The following is a 16,204-nucleotide window of genomic DNA, read 5'->3' on the forward strand; positions in this document are numbered from 1 at the left end:
TCAGCCCGTTCAGTCTGCATACAGGTTCGGAAACTGCCCGGTCGTGCTGATCACCGTCGTGCGGGTTTCCAGATACGGCGCAAGCGCGTCGATGCCGTTTTCGCGTCCCCAGCCGCTGGCCTTGAAACCGCCATACGGCGTCGACCAGCGCAGGAACGAGTAGGTATTGACCCACACCATGCCCGCGTCGATACGGCTCGACACGCGATGCGCGCGGCCGGCGTCGCGCGTCCACAGGCCTGCCGTCAACCCGTAGGGCGTGTCGTTTGCGATCGCGATGGCCTCGTCCTCGCCGTCGAACGGAATCAGCGACGCCACCGGACCGAAGATCTCGTCGCGCGCGACGCGCATCCGGTTCGTGACGCCGGCGAACACGGTCGGCTCGACGAAATAGCCGGCCGCGAGTTCGGGCGTCGCGATACGATGGCCGCCGGCGACGAGTTCCGCGCCGTCCTGCTTGCCGATCTCGATGTACGACAGCGTCTTGTCGAGCTGCGCCTGATGCGACTGCGGGCCCATGTGATTCGTGTCGATCGACGGCATGCCGACGCGCACCGACTTTGCGCGCGCACGGAACGCGTCGACCACGCGTTCGTAGATCGGCCGCTCGACGAGCACGCGCGAGCCGAGCGCGCAGCTCTGCCCGGTCAGCCGCCATGCGGATGCGGTGGCGGCGTTGATCGCGTTGTCGAGGTCGGCGTCCGCGAACAGGATATGCGGCGCCTTGCCGCCGAGTTCGAACGTGAAGCGCTTCAGGTTGTCGGCGCCGTCGCGCACCATCTGTTTGGCGGTCTGGCTCGCGCCCGTAAACGAGATCTTGTCGACGTCCGGATGCTTGACCAGATGCGCGCCGGCCGTGCGCCCGTAACCGGGCACGACGTTGAACACGCCCGGCGGAAAGCCCGCTTCGTGGACGAGGCGCGCAAGCTCGAGCGCCGATACGGGCGTTTGCTCGGCCGGCTTGACGACGACCGTGCAGCCGGCCGCGAGTGCGGCGCCGATCTTCAGGCAGGTGGCGAGCAGCGGCGCATTCCACGGGATGATCGCGCCCACCACGCCGATCGGCACGCGCGTCGTAAACGCGTGCACGCTGTCGTCGATCGGAATCGTCGTGCCTTGTGCCTTGTCGGCCAGCGACGCGAACCACTGATACCACTGCACCTGCGCTGTCAGGCTCGCGCGATGCTCGCGCACGAGATTACCGTTGTCGCGCGACTCGATGATCGCCAGCTCGGGAACCGCGGCGCTGAAGCGCTCCGCGAGGCGGCGCAGCAGCGCCGCGCGCTCGTGTCCCGGCGTGCGGCGCCACGGACCGTTGAAGGCGGCGCGCGCCGCGGCCACCGCGCGATCGATGTCCTGCGGGCCGCCCATCGGCGCGATCGCCCAAGCGCGGCCGGTGGCCGGATCGATGCTTTCGACCAGCTCGCCGTCGACCGGCTTCACCCAGGCGCCGTCGATATAGAGGTGCTCGTAGCGGCGCAAGGAGGTGTCATCCGTCGTCGTGTGTTGTGAGGCGTTCGACATTCGGTACTCCGGTCAGGTCAGACGGTGATGCGTGTAAACGCGCGAGGCGTGCGGCGCGACGGCGTCGCGGTCGCGCGCGTGTCGCGCCGATTCGTCAGCAGCCGCGGCGGCTCCCGCTGCTCAGATCGGCGTGTCGGCGACACCGCCGTCCGCCCGCAGCGCGGCGCCCGTCGTTGCCGACGCGAGCGGCGAGCACGTGTAGAGCACGAGGTTCGCCACTTCGTCGACCGACGCGAAGCGCCGCGTGATCGACGACGGACGCAGCGCCTTGACGAGTTCCGCGCCTTGTTCCTCGATCGTCTTGCCGGTCCGGCGAATTTCGGCTTCGAGGAAATCCACGACGCCTTCGCTGAGCGTCGGGCCCGGCAGGACCGCGTTCACCGTGACGCCGGTGCCCGACATCCGTTTCGCGAGGCCGCGCGACAGGCCGAGCAGTGCCGTCTTGGTCACGGCGTAATGCAGCATGTCGGGCGGCGTGCTGATCCCGCACTCGGAGCTGATGAAGACGACGCGCCCCCAGTCGCGCGCGCCCATGTTCGGCAGGTAGGCCCGCGACAACCGGACACCCGACAGGATGTTGAGCTCGAAATACTTCTGCCACGTCGCATCCGGGATCTCGAAGAAATCGGCGGTCTCGTAGATGGCCGCGTTGTTCACGAGGATGTCGCAGTGGGGCACCTGTTCGACGAGCCGGTTGCAGCCGGCAGCCGACGACAGGTCGGCCGCCGCGCCGCGCACCGCTGCGCCGGGAATCGCAGCGCGGATCGCATCGACGGCGGTTGCAATCCGCCGCTCGTCGAGATCGTTGACGACGACCTCGGCGCCGCACTGCGCGAGCCGCTTCGCGATCGCATGGCCGATGCCCTGCGCGGCGCCCGTTACGACGGCAAGCTTGCCGTCCAGCGTGATCTGCATGATGTCTCCTTGCCTTGTTGGGTCGATTCTGTCGGCGCGTCGCGGTCGTCGTCCCGTGCAGCGAGCCGCAAACGGCAAGCGGCCGATGCTGCGCCGACGGAGAGTGTCGCGTGCCGATCTTAAGCAGCCGCGGTCGCACGGACCATGCTGCGGCGTTCGCATTTCTTGCGCGATCGTACGGAATCGCGTTGTCTGCAGATGATGCGGGCGCGCGTAGGAACCGGCACATACGTGGATGCGTATACGTTCGGGCGCATCGCTTGTCACCGGCAACCAGGCAGATCCCCGAAGTACGGAACGTCGAAACGCGCCGAATTGACACACGTCCGCCTCGCCCCCGTAATCGCCCCCATCGAGGAGGGAGGAGGTGACGAACATGATCGACGGACTGACGGTCCGCGTCGCGGCGAGACAGGACGAAGCCGCCGACATCTGCAGTTTCGAGCTGGTTCGCGCGGACGGCCGGTCGCTGCCGCCGTTCTCGGCCGGCGCGCATATCGACGTGGCCGTGCCCGGCGGCCCGACGCGCCAGTACTCGCTGTGCAATGCACCGGACGAAAGCCACCGATACCGGATTGCCGTGCTGCGCGATCCGAACTCGCGCGGCGGCTCGGCCGGCATGCACGACCGCGTGAAGATCGGCGACACGCTGGCGATCAGCGCGCCGAAGAATCATTTCCCGCTCGCGCATGACGCGAAGCACAGCCTGCTGCTCGCAGGCGGCATCGGCGTGACACCGATCCTCTGCATGGCGGAACGCCTCGCGCGCATCGACGCGTCGTTCGACATGCATTACTGCACGCGGTCGCGCGCGCGCCCTATGCGGGCCGTGTGCAGCTTCATTTCGACGACGAAGCCGCCGAGCAGCGTTTCGATATCGCGGCGCGGCTCGCGGTTCCCGAACCCGGCACGCATCTATACGTCTGCGGACCGAAGGGCTTCATGGATGCCGTATTGACGACCGCGCGTGCGAACGGATGGCCGGAAGCGCAACTGCATTACGAATTTTTTGCGGCCGAAGCGCGGCAGACGGAAGAGGATGGCCGCTTCGAAGTGCAGATCGCGAGTTCGGGCCGCGTGATCGTCGTCGAGAAACACGAATCGGTCGTGCGGGCGCTCGCGAAAGCCGGCATCGAGATCGAGACCTCGTGCGAGCAGGGTCTGTGCGGAACCTGCGCGACGCGCGTGCTCGCGGGTGAGCCCGAGCATTTCGATCATTGCCTCACAGCCGAGGAACGCGCGGCGAACGATCAGTTCATGCCGTGCTGTTCTCGCTCGAAATCGGCGCGGCTGGTGCTGGATCTGTAGCGGGAGGGGCCGCTGCGACGGCCGGTGGCGACAGCCGTCGCCGTAAAAGAAAAGACGGACGCGCCGCACGCATCCATCGCGAGGTCTCCGGTGGTTGCATGCGGCGCGGCGCTTCGATACGACGACCGAAATCGTCGCGGCGCGTCAGAACTTGTGCCGCATCGCGACGCGCAGCGCGATCTGGTGATTGGACGTCGACGGCGTCAGCTGATTGATCGACGCGACCGCGCGGCGTCCGGTCGAATCGGTTCCGCTCGCGCGCTGATAGGTGCCGACGAAGTAGACGTCCGTGCGTTTCGACAGGAAGTAGTCGGCGCCGAACGATGCCTGGTTGTAGTGCCCGCCGCCCGTCGCATCGGCACCGCTGTTCTTCGTGTACACGTAGTTCGCGCCCACGACGAAGGCCGGCGTGATCTGGTATTTCACGTTCAGTTCGGCGTTGTTCAACTTTGCGGTGCCGCTGATGCCGCCGGCCGGCACGGGGCCCGACGTCGTATCGCCGAGATGGCGGAACTGCGTGTTCGAATAGGTCGCGCCGAGCGTCAGCGAGCCGATCGTGTAGGCCGCGCCCGTACCGATCACCTGCAACGTATGCGCCGACGCGTAGCCCGAAATCACCGGCGACGCGCCGAAGTTCGAGCCCGGCACGCCGTTGACGGTCGCGGCGACGGTGCCGCCCGCGCCATAGAACGACGTGTTCGGGTTGCGCACGTTGAGGTAGCCCGCGCCCATCGACAGCGGGCCGTTCGTATAGCTGGCGCCGGCCGACCAGATCTGGTTGCGACCCGTATGGCCGGACACGCCGCCGAGCGAATACAGCGCGGTCGCCGTCAGGCCGTGAAAGACGGGGCTCGTGTACTTGATCGCATTGTTGACGCGATTGGTGTTGTTGAAGTTGTCGTTGTCGGACGGGTGAGCGGCGAGATAGCCGCCCCACTGATCGCCCGCTTCGAGCAGGCCGACCGAATCGACGACGGAATCGTATTGACGCCCGAGCGTGACGGTGCCGTACGGGCCGGACAGGCCGACATACGCTTGCCGGCCGAATTCGAGGCCGCCCTGGCCGAGCTTGCCAGTATTGACGTCGAAGCCGTTTTCCAGCACCGCGAGCGCGCCGTAGCCGCCGCCGAGGTCCTCCTTCACGCGCAGCCCCCAGCGGCTGCCGTTCAGCACGCCGCTCGCGAGGCTATACAAATGATGGCCGGACGCGTTGCTCACGTAGTTGACGCCTTCGTCGATAATCCCGTACAACTGCACGCTGTTCTGCGCATGTGCCGTACCGCCGACGCAACCCACCGCTGCGCAAAGCGCAATCGTCCTTTTCATTGACTGTCTCCAAAGTTTCTTCTGAATGGTCGTATCGTGACGTCGCGGCCGGCGTGGGCAGACAATTAATCCGGAAAACTAATTGACTGAACAACGAAGGCCCGCTTGCCGCAACGTTCGGTCGATTAGATGCGTGGCCGATATCACCGTCAATCGGTCGGGCGATCCGATTCCGTGCAGTGAAAGAGGGGTTGCGCGATGTGTCGCGAACAGCGTGGAGACCCTTAAGGGTAAAGCCGCAGAGCGATGGTTCGATCGCGACGACGGTCGCGATCGATCGCATCAAGGTGGGGTGTGAGTGCGGATTCGTGGTGCGACGATGCGCCGGCAGGATCGAAGCGCCGTTACTTCACGAGATGCATCTTTCTTCCCGATCCGTCGGACTTCGGTGCTGCATCGATGCGGCGCGTGCCGCTGCTCTCGACGTTTTCCTTGGCGATGCGCATCGCCTGATCGAACTGCGTGCCGGTGGCGACGTGACGATGGTCGACGCTCACGAGCCATCCGCGCCCGCTATGACACCAGCGGATCCGCCGCTCGTCGAGCAAGGCGGCGAACCATCGCCACAGCGCGGCATCCTCCGCGTTGGCGTTTTCTCTCGCGCGGGCACGCGCGACCGTCATGCTCGATCCGTGATCCTCGATTCGTTGCTTCTGCATGGTCTGAGTCCTGCAATGAGCCGCGTCGGCCCGTTCGTTCCGGCACCGCGCGGTCTCGGTCGAACAGGGCAGTGCCTTCTACTGCGACACGCCGCGCGGTAGCGTCAACAGTGTCGGCTCGACCGCCGCAGCGTCAATAGCGCGCGCGCGACGATTCCGTACTTCGGAAGCCGGTGCCGCCACGCCGGGCGCCCGCCGCATGACGCGCGCCGCTTACTGGAGCAAAACGCGCGATGCAGACGTTCCGACGTACGGAACAGGCCGCGCGTGCGCATTGACGCTCCCCGGTGAGCGAATCACGATGGGCAGCGATGCCTGTCGCATCGTCCGTCGAGCTTCGTCGCTTCGGACAGACGCCCGTCCGGGGCGCTATCGCGACGCGCGCGAACTTCAACCCGTCATGACGACGATTCCGGACGGCGCATACGACGCCGGAGCGCTCGACGTGACCTTCGACCTCGTCCATCCATGAACCATCCCGCATGCGCGCCCGCGCACGTATCGGCCGATGCCCGTCAGGCCGGCGACTGCGATGCGCTTTCCTCGCTGATTCGTCCCGGCGACACCGTGATGTGGGGCCAGTCGCACGCCGAGCCCGTGACGCTGATGCGCGCGCTGGTTGCGCAACGCCACAGCTTCAAGCGCATTCGCGTCTTTCTCGGCATCGGCCTCGCCGACGTCCTGACGCCCGAGCATGCCGACGCCATCGATTTCCTCGCCTACTGCGGCAGCGGCGCCAACCGCAAGCTGGCGCGCGCAAACGTGCTCGACATCCTGCCCGCGCACTATTCGCAACTGCCGGAACTGATCCGCAGCGGCGCGTTGCGGATCGACGTCGTGATGCTGCAGGTCTCGCCGCCGGACGAGCACGGCCGCTACAGCCTCGGGCTTGCGCGCGAGTATCTGGTGGAAGCGCTCAAGCATGCCCGGGCGATCGTCGCCGAAGTGCATCCCGACGTGCCGTGGACCTACGGCGGCCCGTTCCTGCGCGCCGCCGACATCGATTTGCTGGTCGCGTCGGACACGCCGTTCCCGGATGCCGCCGAGACGACGCCCGGGCCCGTGGAGCAGGCGATCGGACAGCATGTCGCGTCGCTCGTCGAAGACGGCGCGACGCTGCAGACGGGCATCGGCGCGATTCCGGATGCGGTGATGGCCGCGCTACACGACAAGCGCGACCTCGGCGTGCACACCGGCAGCATCGGCGACGGCATCGCGGCGCTGTGCGAAGCCGGCGTCGTGACGAATGCGCGCAAGACGATCGACGCGGGCATCACCGTCGGCGGCGTCATCATCGGCTCCGCGCGCGCGCGCCACTTTGCCCATCGCAATCCCGCGCTTGAACTGCGCGGCACCGAATACACGCACAACCCGCACGTGCTGCGCCGGATCGAACGCTTCACCGCGATCAATTCCGCGGTGGAGGTCGATCTGACGGGGCAGGTCAATGCGGAAGTCGTCGGCGGCACGTATGTCGGCGCGGTCGGCGGCGTCGGCGATTTTCTGCGGGCCGCGCAAGCCAGCCGCGGCGGCGTGCCGATCGTGGCATTGCCGTCTACCGCGGGCGCGCACAGTCGCATCGTGACGAAACTGTCGGGCCCGGTGACGGTGCCGCGCAGCGACGCGTGCGTGATCGTCACCGAATACGGGATCGCCGATCTGCGCGGCCTGTCGCTCGCGCAGCGCGTGCCGAAGATGATTGCGATCGCGCATCCCGATCATCGCGAACGGCTCGCGCGCGAGGCCGGCCTGTCGGGCTGACGCAGCCACGTCGGTCATTCACCGCGCGTATCCGGCCGGTTCGATCCGGCCGAAGCGACGCTTCGATTAATCGGAATTGGCCTGTCGGCGCGACCCGCGTAAGCTGGATCGAAAACAGTCATCACCTGGAGACAATCGGAATGGGCAATGCAAAGGGGCCGCTGGCCGGCGTCAGGATCGTGGAACTGGGCGGCGTCGGGCCGGTGCCGTTCTGCTGCATGCTGTTGTCGGACCTGGGCGCGGACATCATCCGCATCGATCGCCCGCCCGGCTACGACGGCGGCCAGCCGGGCGATCCGCGCTTCAATCTGCTGAATCGCGGCCGGCGCAGCGCCGCGTTCGACCTGAAGAAGCCGCAAGCGACCGACGCGGTGCTCAAGCTCGTCGCGCAAGCCGATGCGCTCGTCGAAGGATTCCGTCCCGGCGTCGCGGAAAAGCTCGGCCTCGGGCCCGACGCGTGCCTCGCGATCAATCCCGCGCTCGTCTACGGCCGCATGACGGGCTGGGGGCAGGACGGGCCGCTTGCGCAGGCGCCGGGCCACGACGTCAACTACATCTCGCTGACCGGCGTGCTGCACGCGGTCGGCGCGGCCGGCGGGCCGCCCGTGATTCCGCTGAACCTGGCCGGCGATTTCGGCGGCGGCTCGCTTTATCTCGCGCTCGGCGTCGTGTCGGCGCTGCTCGAAAGCCGGCGCTCGGGGCAGGGACAAGTCGTCGACGCCGCGATGGTCGACGGCTCGGCATCGCTGATGACGCTGTTCTACGGCATGTTCGCGAGCGGCTACTGGAAGGACGAGCGCGGCAGCAATCGTCTCGACTCGGGCGCGCCCTGGTACAACGTCTACGAGACGAAGGACGGCCGCTGGGTCAGCGTCGGCTCGAACGAAACACGCTTCTGGCGCAATACGCTGGCGCTGCTCGGCCTGCGCGAAGAAGACATGCCGGATCAGCACGACCGATCGCGATGGCCGGAAGTGCATGCGAAATTCACCGAGCTGTTCCGCACGCGCACGCGCGACGAATGGTGTGCGCTCGCCGAAGGCCGCGAGGTCTGCATCGCACCCGTGATGTCGCTGACCGAAGCGCCCACCCATCCGCACCTGCGCGCGCGGCAGACCTTCGTCGAACGCGACGGCGTCGTGCAGCCCGCACCGGCACCGCGCTTCAGCCGGACGCCCGGCGCGATCCAGTCGTCGCCGGCGCGTCCCGGCGAACATACCGACGCGGTGCTCGGCGACTGGGGATTCACCGCAGCGGAACTCGCGACGCTCCGCGAGGCCGGCGCGATCGCGTGACGCGAACGCTGCATGCATGACGCGCCCGCACCGCACGCGGGCGCGTTGCTGCCGTTCTTCGACCTGCACGTTCCTTCTTCCCCGCGCATCGCGCAAACGTCGCGCGGCGCGGCGGCACGCCTGTCGCCTCCCTGCCTTCGCCACGCGCTGACACCGCTTGTGCACCGCACCCAAGCGCTTCGACATTTTCGAATCGCCGCTTCAAAAATGGCCAGTTGGTTCGCGACGCTGCAAGCCCTAAGCTCGATTCCACGATGAACAGCGCGGCTGCCCGAGCAGACGCCGATAACTGGAGCGAAGACAAATGGCTAACTTTCTCGACGAATCGCAAAGCATGTGGCTCGACACCGTGAACAAGTTCATGGACAACGAGATCACGGTCGAATACGTGCGCAAGTGCGACATGAATCGCGATTACCCGTACGAGGCCTACGAGAAGATCGCGAAGCAAGGCTGGCTCGGGATCCTGATTCCCGAGGAAGAGGGCGGTTCGGGCGGCGACATCTTCGACTATTCGCTGATGGCAGAAGGCCTCGGCAAGTTCGGCTTCGACTTCGCGTGCTCGGTGCTGGTGCCGACGTTTACCGCGATGAACATCATCAAGTTCGGCACGCCCGAGCAGAAGAAAAAATACGTGCAGCCGTTCATCGACGGCAAGATCCGTTTCTCGGTGTCGATCTCGGAACCCGACGCGGGCTCCGACGCCGCGAACACGAAGACGCGTGCGCGTCGCGACACCAACGGCGACTGGGTCGTCAGCGGCCAGAAGCTCTGGTGCAGCGGCGCGGCCGCGAAGGACACCGTGATCGCGATGCTCGTGCGCACGAGCACGGACGACAAGCATAAGGGCCTGTCGGTGCTGCTGATCCCGAACGACACGCCGGGCATGGTCATCAACAAGCTGCCGACGCTGTCGCGCCACGCGACCGGCACGACCGAGATCTTCCTCGACGAGGTGCGCGTGCCGGCCGACGCGCTGCTCGGCGAAGAGGGTCAGGGCTGGCGCATCATCACCGAGCACCTCGAGCTCGAGCGCTGCGCGGTCGCGGCCGCCTATACGGGCAATGCGCAGCAGGCCGTGAATACGGCGACGCGCTATGCACACGACCGCATCCAGTTCGATCACCAGCTTTACGACTTCCAGGTGATTCGCCACATGCTCGCCGACTGTCAGACCAAGGTCGACGCCGCGCGCCTGCTCTGCTACCGCGCCGCACGCATGGCAGCCGATCACGTGCCGTGCAGCCGCGAGGTGTCGATGGCAAAGCTGTACGGCTCGGAGACGCTGAAGGAATGCGCGCTGGCCGGCATGCAGATCCTCGGCGGCTACGCGAACTTGCCCGAAGCCGACATGGAGCGCTACCTGCGCGAGAGTATCCAGTCGACGATCGGCGGCGGCACGTCGCAGATCCAGCGCACGATCATCGCGAAGTCGATGCGCCAGTAACGGCCACAGCGATTTTCATCGGCGCGGCACGCATGCGGCCGCGCCACACCCCGCCATTCCATCATCAGGAGACACCGCCATGAGCGGCATCAACAACAGCATCAACATTCCGCTCGACGAGCTCGAAGTCGGCCAGAAATTCCGTTCGCCGGGCCGCACCGTGACCGAGAGCGACGTCGTGATGTTCTGCATGTTCACCGGCAACTGGATCGAGATCCACTCGAACAAGCAATATGCGGAGAAGACGCGCTGGGGCGAGCGCATCGTGCAGGGCATGCTGACGTTCTCGCTGATTTCGGGCCTGCTGCAGTTCGGTCCGGCGATCCAGGCGAACTACGGCGTCGACAAGATGCGCTTCCTGAACCCGGTGAAGATCGGCGACACGGTCTATGCGACGGCCGAAGTCATCGCGAAGAAGGACAAGGACGACAAGTTCGGCGTCGGCACGATGCTGATCCAGGCGTACAACCAGCGCGGCGAAGTCGTGCAGCGCAGCGAATGGAGCCTGCTGATGCTGCGCAAGCGCGCCGACCTCGACGCGCTGATCGCCGAAGCGCAGCCCGATTTCAAGGTCTGAGGAGCGCAGCCATGACTCCTCGTCCGGTTGCGGCGATCGTCGGCATGGGCGACGCCTACGCGTCGCGCGCGAATCGCAAGGACCCGCTGCAGTTGGCCGCCGAGGCGACGCTCAACGCGCTCGCCGACGCGGGCATCGGCAAGGACCAGGTCGACGCCGTGTTCACGGGGCGCTCGCCGTGGGCCGACAAGCGTTCGCAGTGGAGCAACATCTTCATCTCGCATATGCAGATACCGGTGACGATCACGAGCGAGCTGACGATGCACGGCGCGGGCCTGACGTCGACGCTCGCGATCGCGTCGCAGATGATCGCGGCCGGCCGCGCCGAGTACGTGCTGTGCCTGCAGAGCGACGCGACCGAGCTGTTCGTCGACGCGGTCGCGATGGGCGCGGAAGCCGACGCGGATCCGCAGTTCGAGATTCCGTACGGCCCGACGATTCCGGCGCTCTATGCGCAGGCCGCGCAGCGCTACTTTCACGAGTTCGGCATCACCGAGGACGATCTCGCCGATGTCGCGATCGCGAACCAGCGCTGGGGACGTCACCATCCGCATGCGGCGAAGGCGAAGTTCGGCGAGATCGATCGCGCGGCGGTGCTGTCCTCGCCGTACGTCGCGACGCCGCTGCGCCGCTGGATGTGCTCGACCTGGGGCGGCGGCACGGGCGGGGCGCTGATCGTCACGTCGCCGGAGAACGCGCGTCACGCGCGCGATCCGGTCTACCTGCTCGGCTACGGATCGGCGACCACGCACGAGTACCTGACCGATCGCATGAACCTGCGTCGCTGCCGTTTCGACAGTCTCGGCGCGTTGCCGAACCTGACGACTACCGCGACGGCCGAAGCGGCGCGCCAGGCCTATGCGATGTCGGGGCTGACGCCCGCCGACATCGACATGGCACAGATCTCGGTGAACTTTGCGCATATGGGGCCGATCGTGATGGAGGATCTCGGCTTCGCGAAGAAGGGGCGCGGCATCGATCTCTATCGCGAAGGCCGCACCGGCGTCGACGGCGACCTGCCGACCGACACCAACGGCGGCTGGCTGTCGTTCGGGCAGCCCGGCATCTCGTGCAACATGGACAGCATGATCGAGGCCGTCCGGCAGTTGCGCGGGACGGCACTCGGGCTCGCGCCGTCGCGCCGCCCGCAAACCGTGCTCGTGCAGGGCGCGGGCGGCATGCTGGCTGCCGGCGCCGTGCTGCTGCTGTCGTCCGCAACGTGATATCCGACCGGAGCATTCCATGACCGAAACGCATTCCCCGAATGCCTGGCCGCAACCCTACCGGCTGCTCGACGCGCAACCGTACTGGGACGCGCTGGCCGAAGACAAGCTGACGTACCAGCGCTGCACGTCCTGCCACGAAGCCGTGTGGCCGGCGCACTCGTTCTGCACGCATTGCGGCGAGAAGTCGCTCGACTGGACCGAATCGTCGGGCCGTGGCGAAATCTATTCGCACAGCACGATCATGCGCGGGCCGACGCCGGTGTGGGCCGGCATCGTGCCGTACACGGTCGGCTTCATCCGCATCGACGAAGGCTATTACCTGTTCGCGCAGATCGATGCGCCGGCCGAGACGATTGCGATCGGCCAGCGCGTCGAGGTCCGCTTCGTGCAGCGCGGCGCACAAAAGTTGCCGGTATTCGTGCCGTCGACAACCTGAGGGCCGCACGCGGCGCGCCGGCCCACCGGCGCCCGCGCGGCGTGCCCCGCTCACGGAGGAGACATCGTGAAGCCCTTTGATTTTCATCGCGTCGACGGAGGCTGAGATGGCCGGACCGCTCGACGGAGTACGCATCCTCGACCTGACGTCGAACTTCATGGGCCCGTACGCGTCGCTGCTGCTCGCCGACATGGGCGCCGACGTCTGCAAGATCGAATCGCGCGACGGCGACACGACGCGCCATATCGGCCCGAGCCGCCATCCGGGCATGGGCCCGATCTTCCTGCACCTGAATCGCAACAAGCGCAGCCTCGTGCTCGACCTCAAGCATCCGGACGGGATCGGCGCGCTGAAACGCATGGCCGAAGCGGCCGACGTACTGCTGTACAGCATGCGGCCGCACACGATGGCGAAGCTCGGCGTCGCGTACGAGGACGTACGCAAGCTCAATCCACGCATCATCTACTGCGGCGCGTTCGGCTTCGGTCAGAACGGCCCGTATGCGTCGCGCCCGGCATACGACGACCTGATCCAGGCTGCGGTCGGGATGCCGGTGCTGCAGAGCCGCAAGGCCGGACCGCCGACCTATGTCGCGACGGCGATCGCCGATCGCGTCGTCGGCATGGCGACCAGCAACGCGGTGGCGATGGCGCTCTACCGGCGCGAGAAGACCGGTGTCGGGCAGCAGGTGTTCGTGCCGATGCTCGAGACCTTCGCGCACTTCGTGCTTGGCGACCATCTGTACGGGCACACGTTCGTGCCGCCGCTCGGCGACTGGGGCTATGCGCGGATGATGAATCCCGACCGCCGCCCGTATCGCACGCGCGACGGCTATATAGGCGTGAATGTCTATGCGGACCATCACTGGCAGCGTTTCTTCGTGCTGTGCGGGCATCCGGAGATGGCCGACGATCCGCGCTTCAACAACATCGGTGGGCGCACCGAGCATATCGCGCAGCTGTACGCGTTCCTCGCGAGCGTGTTCGAGACGCGGACCACGGCCGAATGGGTGAACGCGCTGACCGAAGCCGACATTCCGGTGATCGAGATGAATACGCCGGAAACGCTGATCGACGATCCACACATGAAGGCGGTCGGCTTCTTCGCCGAGCTGGATCACCCGTCCGAAGGCCGGATCCGGACGCTAGGCATCCCCCAGCAATGGAGCGAAAGCGCGCCGGCGTTGCGCTATCCGGCGCCGCGCCTCGGCGAGCATTCCGCGGCGTTGCTGGCCGAGTACGGCTTTGGTGCAGAGGAAATCGACCGGATGCTGCGCTCCGGCGGCGCGTATGCGCCGGACGCGAGCGGCTCGCCGCAATCGCAGTAAGACGAAATCAGGAGAAGCGACATGTTGCGTGACCTGCCGCTGTCGGGTGTTGTGGTGGTCGAACTGAGCGATAGTGCGTCAGCGCCGTTCGCCGGAAAAATCCTGGCGTCGCTCGGCGCCGAAGTCTGGAAGATCGAGCGCCCGACCGGGGACTCGGCGCGCGGCTGGGGGCCGAGCGAATGGAAGGGCAGCGGCGCGGCGTATCACGCGCTGAACCGCGGCAAGCGTTCCGCCTGTATCGACATCAAGGACCGCGAGCAACTGGCGACGCTGCACCGGCTGATCGCCGAGCACGCGGACGTGTTCATCCATAACCTGCGGCCGGGCTCCAGCGCACAATACGGGCTCGATGCCGACAGCCTGCGTGTAACCAAGCCGGAACTGATCTACTGCGAGATCGGCGCGTTCGGCCATCTCGGGCCGCTGAACACGCTGCCCGGCTACGATCCGCTGATGCAGGCGTTCTCGGGGATCATGAGCATCACGGGCGAGGAAGGGCAGGCGCCGGTTCGCGCCGGCGTGTCGATCGTCGACTTCGGCGCGGGGCTTTGGGCCGTGATCGGCATCCTGTCAGCGCTGTATCGCCGCCAGATCAAGCACTGCGGCGCGACCATCAACGGCTCGCTGCTGGAAACGGCGATCGGCTGGATGACCGTGGCGATCGCGAACTACAGCGCCGACGGCGATACCGGCGGCCGGCACGGATCGGGGGTCGCGTTCATCGTCCCGCATCGCGCGTATTCGACGGCCGACGGCTATCTAATCGTCAGCGCCGCGAACGACGCGTTGTTCGCCAAGCTGTGCGCGGCGCTCGAGCGCCCCGAATGGGCGCGCGACGAGCGCTTCGCGACCAATGCGGCGCGCCTGCGCAATCGCACGGAGATCGACCGCCTGATCGGCGAGCGGCTCGCGACGGACAATCGCGCCGCGTGGCAGACGCGCTTGCAGGCGGCGGGCATTCCCGTCGCGCCGATCCAGACTACCGCCGAGGTGGTCGCGCACGCGCAGACGCACGCGCTCGGCATCATCGAAAAACCGTCCGACGACGAGATCGGCCTGGTCGGACTGCCGCTGTCGTTCGACGGCAAGCGCCCGCCGCCGCTGCACGCCGCGCACGACATCGGCGCCGACAACGCGTCGCTCGACGCGCTGCTGCGCACCGGCCGCTAGGCGCGTCGTGGCAACAGTCTGACGATTGGCGGCGCAGCGCGCCGGGCAACCGTTGCGGATGCGCTGCCGCGCCACGGAAACCGCCGCACGCGCGCAGCCGTGCGCGATCGCGCGGCCGCGTCCCGCCGCGCCGCTCGCGTCGATCCGGTGTACGATCGGCGTCGAACGCCGCGATCCTTCACGCGCCGCGCGCGCCGCCACGCCTCGTTTCCCGCACGACGCTCCCGGCACGACGACGATGGCGCGCGAGCGGCCGCGACGCGCGACAACGTCATCGAGACGTGCATGAGGGGAGACATGAGTACATTCAATCGCCTGCACCTGATCCGGCAGGTCGATCTGTTTACGCTGAAGCTGTTTCTGTCGGCGGTCGAGGAGCAGCAGATCGGGCTTGCGGCCATCCGCGAGAACGTCGCCGCGTCGACCGCGACCAAGCGCATCCAGGACCTCGAGGACATCGCCGGCATCAAGCTGCTCGAACGCAGCCCGAAAGGCGTGGCGCCTAGCCCGGCCGGCGAGGTGCTGGTCCGCTACATTCGCCGCATCTTCGACGACCTCGATGACATGCGTTCCGAGATTTCGTCGTTCACCGACGGCATGCGCGGAGAACTCTCCGTCGCGTCGGCGCGCTCGATCATCGTGCCGTTTCTCGCGCGTGAGATCGGCGAGTTTCAGCGCGAGTATCCGCTCGTCGATCTGGTCGTGAACGAACTCGAGAACGTCGAGATCGTGCAGGCCGTCGCGCGCGGCGATGCGGACGTCGGCGTGTTCGCGGCCGCGCACGAACTCGATCTCGGCGGCGTCGACGTGACGCCTTACCGCGAGGATCGCCTCATCGCGGTCGTCCCGCTGGGCCACCCGCTCACGGCGCGCGCCAGCCTGACTACCCAGGATCTGCTGTCGGAAAACCTGATCGTGGTCGGCGCGATGCTCGGCGCAATCCGCGCGGCCGCGCGCCGTATCGGTGTCGATTTCGAGCCGCGGTACGGCGTCAGGAGCGCGGGCGTCGCCGTCAGCCTCGTGCAGGCCGGACTCGGCGTGACGGTGCAGCCGGAGTGCCTCGTCAGTCACGAACTGTTCAGCCGCGTCGCCGTGATGGAGCTGGCGGAGCCGTGGGCCGTGCGCCGCATCCATATCGCGACCGCGCGGGGCCGCGAGCAGGGCCCGATCGCGCGCGCGCTGATCCGGCAACTGCTGGACCGCCCCCCAGGCGACGCGCCGGCGGCGTGACGA

15 protein-coding genes and 1 pseudogene are annotated in these 16,204 nt (G+C 67.0%); 12 read left to right on the forward strand and 4 right to left on the reverse strand.

Annotated elements, in window-relative coordinates:
* Positions 1-9: 9 nt before the first annotated feature.
* Together MMB92_RS05330 and MMB92_RS05335 are read right to left on the reverse strand one after the other, a co-directional pair.
* Positions 10-1,524 carry an aldehyde dehydrogenase gene (locus MMB92_RS05330; protein ID WP_062910251.1) on the reverse strand — a complete coding sequence of 505 codons (1,515 nt, stop codon included), beginning with the start codon at positions 1,522-1,524 and terminating at the stop codon, positions 10-12.
* A 120-nt stretch (positions 1,525-1,644) separates the two neighbouring features.
* A complete protein-coding gene (locus tag MMB92_RS05335) occupies positions 1,645-2,439 on the reverse strand; it encodes an SDR family oxidoreductase (RefSeq protein ID WP_039224002.1) in 795 nt (264 codons plus the stop codon).
* 376 nt (positions 2,440-2,815) lie between these two features.
* On the opposite strand from MMB92_RS05335, the pseudogene MMB92_RS05340 reads away from it, so the two are divergent.
* Positions 2,816-3,747 (forward strand): annotated as a pseudogene (locus MMB92_RS05340) (PDR/VanB family oxidoreductase).
* A gap of 144 nt (positions 3,748-3,891) precedes the next feature.
* Here MMB92_RS05340 and MMB92_RS05345 read toward each other — a convergent pair.
* Together MMB92_RS05345 and MMB92_RS05350 are read right to left on the reverse strand one after the other, a co-directional pair.
* Positions 3,892-5,073, reverse strand: a complete 1,182-nt coding sequence (locus tag MMB92_RS05345) for a porin (protein WP_060110964.1) — start codon at positions 5,071-5,073, stop codon at positions 3,892-3,894.
* A 344-nt stretch (positions 5,074-5,417) separates the two neighbouring features.
* Positions 5,418-5,732 (reverse strand): hypothetical protein, encoded by a 315-nt coding sequence (locus tag MMB92_RS05350; RefSeq protein ID WP_230391034.1) that lies wholly within the window; start codon positions 5,730-5,732, stop codon positions 5,418-5,420.
* Between the two features lie 199 nt (positions 5,733-5,931).
* On the opposite strand from MMB92_RS05350, the gene MMB92_RS05355 reads away from it, so the two are divergent.
* The 11 genes from MMB92_RS05355 to MMB92_RS05405 all read left to right on the forward strand — a co-directional run bounded on the left by MMB92_RS05355 (position 5,932) and on the right by MMB92_RS05405 (position 16,201).
* Positions 5,932-6,204 (forward strand): hypothetical protein, encoded by a 273-nt coding sequence (locus tag MMB92_RS05355; RefSeq protein WP_146125602.1) that lies wholly within the window; start codon positions 5,932-5,934, stop codon positions 6,202-6,204.
* Between the two features lie 98 nt (positions 6,205-6,302).
* Complete coding sequence (locus tag MMB92_RS05360; RefSeq protein ID WP_241265337.1) at positions 6,303-7,493, forward strand: acetyl-CoA hydrolase/transferase C-terminal domain-containing protein; 1,191 nt, start codon at positions 6,303-6,305, stop codon at positions 7,491-7,493.
* Positions 7,494-7,633: 140 nt separating this feature from the next.
* Positions 7,634-8,788, forward strand: a complete 1,155-nt coding sequence (locus MMB92_RS05365) for a CaiB/BaiF CoA-transferase family protein (protein WP_062910252.1) — start codon at positions 7,634-7,636, stop codon at positions 8,786-8,788.
* A 12-nt stretch (positions 8,789-8,800) separates the two neighbouring features.
* On the forward strand, positions 8,801-9,046 hold the full coding sequence (locus MMB92_RS05370; RefSeq protein ID WP_154817369.1) for a hypothetical protein: 246 nt from the start codon (positions 8,801-8,803) through the stop codon (positions 9,044-9,046).
* A 46-nt stretch (positions 9,047-9,092) separates the two neighbouring features.
* On the forward strand, positions 9,093-10,235 hold the full coding sequence (locus tag MMB92_RS05375; protein WP_062910253.1) for an acyl-CoA dehydrogenase family protein: 1,143 nt from the start codon (positions 9,093-9,095) through the stop codon (positions 10,233-10,235).
* Positions 10,236-10,314: 79 nt separating this feature from the next.
* A complete protein-coding gene (locus MMB92_RS05380; protein ID WP_009688658.1) occupies positions 10,315-10,812 on the forward strand; it encodes a MaoC/PaaZ C-terminal domain-containing protein in 498 nt (165 codons plus the stop codon).
* Between the two features lie 11 nt (positions 10,813-10,823).
* Positions 10,824-12,035, forward strand: coding sequence for a thiolase family protein (locus tag MMB92_RS05385; RefSeq protein WP_062910254.1), 1,212 nt, complete (start codon positions 10,824-10,826; stop codon positions 12,033-12,035).
* A gap of 19 nt (positions 12,036-12,054) precedes the next feature.
* Positions 12,055-12,474: an OB-fold domain-containing protein gene (locus MMB92_RS05390; protein ID WP_062910255.1), complete on the forward strand. Its 420-nt coding sequence runs from the start codon at positions 12,055-12,057 to the stop codon at positions 12,472-12,474.
* 106 nt (positions 12,475-12,580) lie between these two features.
* Entirely contained in the window at positions 12,581-13,801 is a 1,221-nt protein-coding gene (locus MMB92_RS05395; protein ID WP_062910256.1) for a CoA transferase, read from the forward strand.
* A gap of 21 nt (positions 13,802-13,822) precedes the next feature.
* The gene (locus tag MMB92_RS05400) at positions 13,823-14,971 is read left to right on the forward strand and encodes a CoA transferase (RefSeq protein ID WP_060232693.1); all 1,149 of its coding nucleotides are present in this window, start codon (positions 13,823-13,825) and stop codon (positions 14,969-14,971) included.
* Positions 14,972-15,268: 297 nt separating this feature from the next.
* The gene (locus MMB92_RS05405; protein ID WP_059881704.1) at positions 15,269-16,201 is read left to right on the forward strand and encodes a LysR family transcriptional regulator; all 933 of its coding nucleotides are present in this window, start codon (positions 15,269-15,271) and stop codon (positions 16,199-16,201) included.
* Positions 16,202-16,204: the final 3 nt, after the last annotated feature.

The organism is Burkholderia sp. IO2, from assembly GCF_029522185.1.
GTDB lineage: Bacteria > Pseudomonadota > Gammaproteobacteria > Burkholderiales > Burkholderiaceae > Burkholderia > Burkholderia cenocepacia.

Excerpts from the sequence above, each read along its gene's own strand:
- MMB92_RS05330 (WP_062910251.1), bottom strand. The coding sequence starts at position 1,524 with ATGTCGAACGCCTCACAACACACGACGACGGATGACACCTCCTTGCGC.
- MMB92_RS05335 (WP_039224002.1), bottom strand. The coding sequence starts at position 2,439 with ATGCAGATCACGCTGGACGGCAAGCTTGCCGTCGTAACGGGCGCCGCG.
- MMB92_RS05345 (WP_060110964.1), bottom strand. The coding sequence starts at position 5,073 with ATGAAAAGGACGATTGCGCTTTGCGCAGCGGTGGGTTGCGTCGGCGGT.
- MMB92_RS05350 (WP_230391034.1), bottom strand. The coding sequence starts at position 5,732 with ATGCAGAAGCAACGAATCGAGGATCACGGATCGAGCATGACGGTCGCG.
- MMB92_RS05355 (WP_146125602.1), top strand. The coding sequence starts at position 5,932 with ATGACGCGCGCCGCTTACTGGAGCAAAACGCGCGATGCAGACGTTCCG.
- MMB92_RS05360 (WP_241265337.1), top strand. The coding sequence starts at position 6,303 with ATGTGGGGCCAGTCGCACGCCGAGCCCGTGACGCTGATGCGCGCGCTG.
- MMB92_RS05365 (WP_062910252.1), top strand. The coding sequence starts at position 7,634 with ATGGGCAATGCAAAGGGGCCGCTGGCCGGCGTCAGGATCGTGGAACTG.
- MMB92_RS05370 (WP_154817369.1), top strand. The coding sequence starts at position 8,801 with ATGCATGACGCGCCCGCACCGCACGCGGGCGCGTTGCTGCCGTTCTTC.
- MMB92_RS05375 (WP_062910253.1), top strand. The coding sequence starts at position 9,093 with ATGGCTAACTTTCTCGACGAATCGCAAAGCATGTGGCTCGACACCGTG.
- MMB92_RS05380 (WP_009688658.1), top strand. The coding sequence starts at position 10,315 with ATGAGCGGCATCAACAACAGCATCAACATTCCGCTCGACGAGCTCGAA.
- MMB92_RS05385 (WP_062910254.1), top strand. The coding sequence starts at position 10,824 with ATGACTCCTCGTCCGGTTGCGGCGATCGTCGGCATGGGCGACGCCTAC.
- MMB92_RS05390 (WP_062910255.1), top strand. The coding sequence starts at position 12,055 with ATGACCGAAACGCATTCCCCGAATGCCTGGCCGCAACCCTACCGGCTG.
- MMB92_RS05395 (WP_062910256.1), top strand. The coding sequence starts at position 12,581 with ATGGCCGGACCGCTCGACGGAGTACGCATCCTCGACCTGACGTCGAAC.
- MMB92_RS05400 (WP_060232693.1), top strand. The coding sequence starts at position 13,823 with ATGTTGCGTGACCTGCCGCTGTCGGGTGTTGTGGTGGTCGAACTGAGC.
- MMB92_RS05405 (WP_059881704.1), top strand. The coding sequence starts at position 15,269 with ATGAGTACATTCAATCGCCTGCACCTGATCCGGCAGGTCGATCTGTTT.